At 64.6% G+C, this 2,193-nt stretch carries 2 protein-coding genes and 1 pseudogene; all 3 read left to right on the plus strand.

Annotation, left to right across the window (positions count from 1 at the left end; translation table 11 throughout):
- Positions 1-176: pseudogene (locus G3N93_RS38990) on the plus strand (formyltransferase); the annotation flags it as partial.
- Positions 173-1,228 (plus strand): bifunctional UDP-4-keto-pentose/UDP-xylose synthase, encoded by a 1,056-nt coding sequence (locus tag G3N93_RS38995; RefSeq protein WP_174941139.1) that lies wholly within the window; start codon positions 173-175, stop codon positions 1,226-1,228. The pseudogene G3N93_RS38990 and the gene G3N93_RS38995, both read left to right, overlap by 4 nt.
- A 13-nt stretch (positions 1,229-1,241) precedes the next feature.
- A complete protein-coding gene (locus tag G3N93_RS39000) occupies positions 1,242-2,138 on the plus strand; it encodes a polysaccharide deacetylase family protein (RefSeq protein ID WP_089445789.1) in 897 nt (298 codons plus the stop codon).
- Positions 2,139-2,193 lie beyond the last annotated feature (55 nt).

Raw genomic sequence — 2,193 nt, forward strand, 5'->3', positions numbered from 1 at the left:
CCGCCGCGGCAGATTTGCCGCCCGGCCTGCACGTAAGCGATAATGCGCTATTCGGCGTCTGCGGCGACAGCCGCGCCCTATCCATTCTCGAGCTGTGGCAGCAGCGGGACGGCAGCGAAACCGTCGTGACGCCCGCGGAATTCGCGCAGTTCATTCATTCTTCCCGTCATTCATGAAAGCAAAAAAAGTCCTGATCCTGGGTGTGAACGGCTTCATCGGCCATCACCTGTCGAAGCGCATTCTTGAAACCACCGATTGGGAAGTGTTCGGCATGGACATGCAGACCGATCGGCTGGGCGACCTCGTCAACCACGAGCGGATGCATTTCTTCGAAGGCGACATCACGATCAACAAGGAGTGGGTCGAGTATCACGTGAAGAAGTGCGACGTGATCCTGCCGCTCGTCGCGATCGCGACGCCCGCCACCTACGTCCAGCAGCCGCTGCGCGTGTTCGAACTCGACTTCGAGGCGAACCTGCCGATCGTGCGTTCGGCCGTCAAGTACGGCAAGCACCTCGTGTTCCCGTCGACCTCCGAGGTCTACGGCATGTGCTCGGACGAGCAGTTCGACCCGGATGCATCGGCCCTCACCTACGGCCCGATCAACAAGCCGCGCTGGATCTACGCGTGCTCGAAGCAGCTGATGGACCGCGTGATCTGGGGTTACGGCATGGAAGGCCTGAACTTCACGCTGTTCCGTCCGTTCAACTGGATCGGCCCGGGCCTCGATTCGATCTACACGCCGAAGGAAGGCAGCTCGCGCGTGGTCACGCAGTTCCTCGGCCACATCGTGCGCGGCGAGAACATCAGCCTCGTCGACGGCGGCTCGCAGAAGCGCGCGTTCACCGACATCGGCGACGGCATCAGCGCGCTGATGAAGATCATCGAGAACAAGGACGGCGTCGCGTCGGGCAAGATCTACAACATCGGGAATCCGAAGAACAACTTCTCGGTTCGCGAACTCGCGCACAAGATGCTTGAACTGGCGGCGGAATTCCCCGAGTACGCCGATTCGGCCAAGCAGGTGAAGCTCGTCGAAACGACGTCCGGCGCCTACTACGGCAACGGCTACCAGGACGTGCAGAATCGCGTGCCGAAGATCGACAACACGATGCAGGAACTCAGCTGGGCGCCGCAAGCGACGTTCGACGACGCACTGCGCAACATCTTCGAAGCGTATCGCGGCCACGTCGCCGACGCGCGCGCGCTCGTCGAACAGCAAGGCTGATCGGGACGTTCGCTTGGCTCGCATCGTCCTCAAGATCGACGTCGACACGCTGCGCGGCACGCGCGAAGGCGTGCCGAACCTCGCGCGCATCTTCGACCGCTTCAGTGCGCGCGCGACCTTCCTCTTCAGCCTCGGGCCCGATCACACGGGCTGGGCGCTGCGGCGCGTGTTCCGCCCGGGCTTCCTGAAGAAAGTGTCGCGCACGTCGGTGGTCGAGCACTACGGCGTGAAGCAGCTGATGTACGGCGTGCTGCTGCCGGGCCCCGACATCGGCCGCCGTGCGATCGCCGACATGCGCGCGATCCACGAGGCCGGCTTCGAATGCGGGATCCACACGTGGGATCACGTGTACTGGCAGGACAACGTCCGCGTGCGCGATCGCGACTGGACCGCGCGTGAAATGCAGAAGAGTCACGCGCGCTTCATCGAGGTCTTCGGCGCGCCGCCCGTCACGCACGGCGCGGCCGGCTGGCAGATGAACGATTCCGCATTCGAGCAGATCGACGCATGGGGGATGCGCTACGCATCCGACGGCCGCGGCCATTCGCCGTACCTGCCCGTCGTCAACGGCCGCACGCTGTCGCACGTGCAGATGCCCACCACGCTGCCGACGCTCGACGAAGTGCTCGGCATCGACGGCGTCGACACGCACAACGTCGCCGCGCACATCCTCAAGTTCACCGAAACCAATCCGCACGACCAGGTGTTCACGCTGCACGCGGAACTGGAAGGCCAGAAGCTCGCGCCCGTGTTCGAGCAACTGCTCGCCGGCTGGCGTGCGCAAGGCCACACGTTTGCGACGATGGGCGACTACCACGCGACGCTGGACCGCGACTCGCTGCCATCGTACCCTGTCACGTGGGGCGAAATCCCCGGCCGCTCCGGCGAACTGATCGTCCAGCCCGACTGAGTTCGCACGAGCCGGCGTCGCCCGCCGCGCCCTTGCGGCGCGCTGCCGCGACGCC

This window comes from Burkholderia sp. Se-20378 (assembly GCF_017104665.1).
Taxonomy (GTDB): Bacteria; Pseudomonadota; Gammaproteobacteria; order Burkholderiales; family Burkholderiaceae; genus Burkholderia; species Burkholderia lata.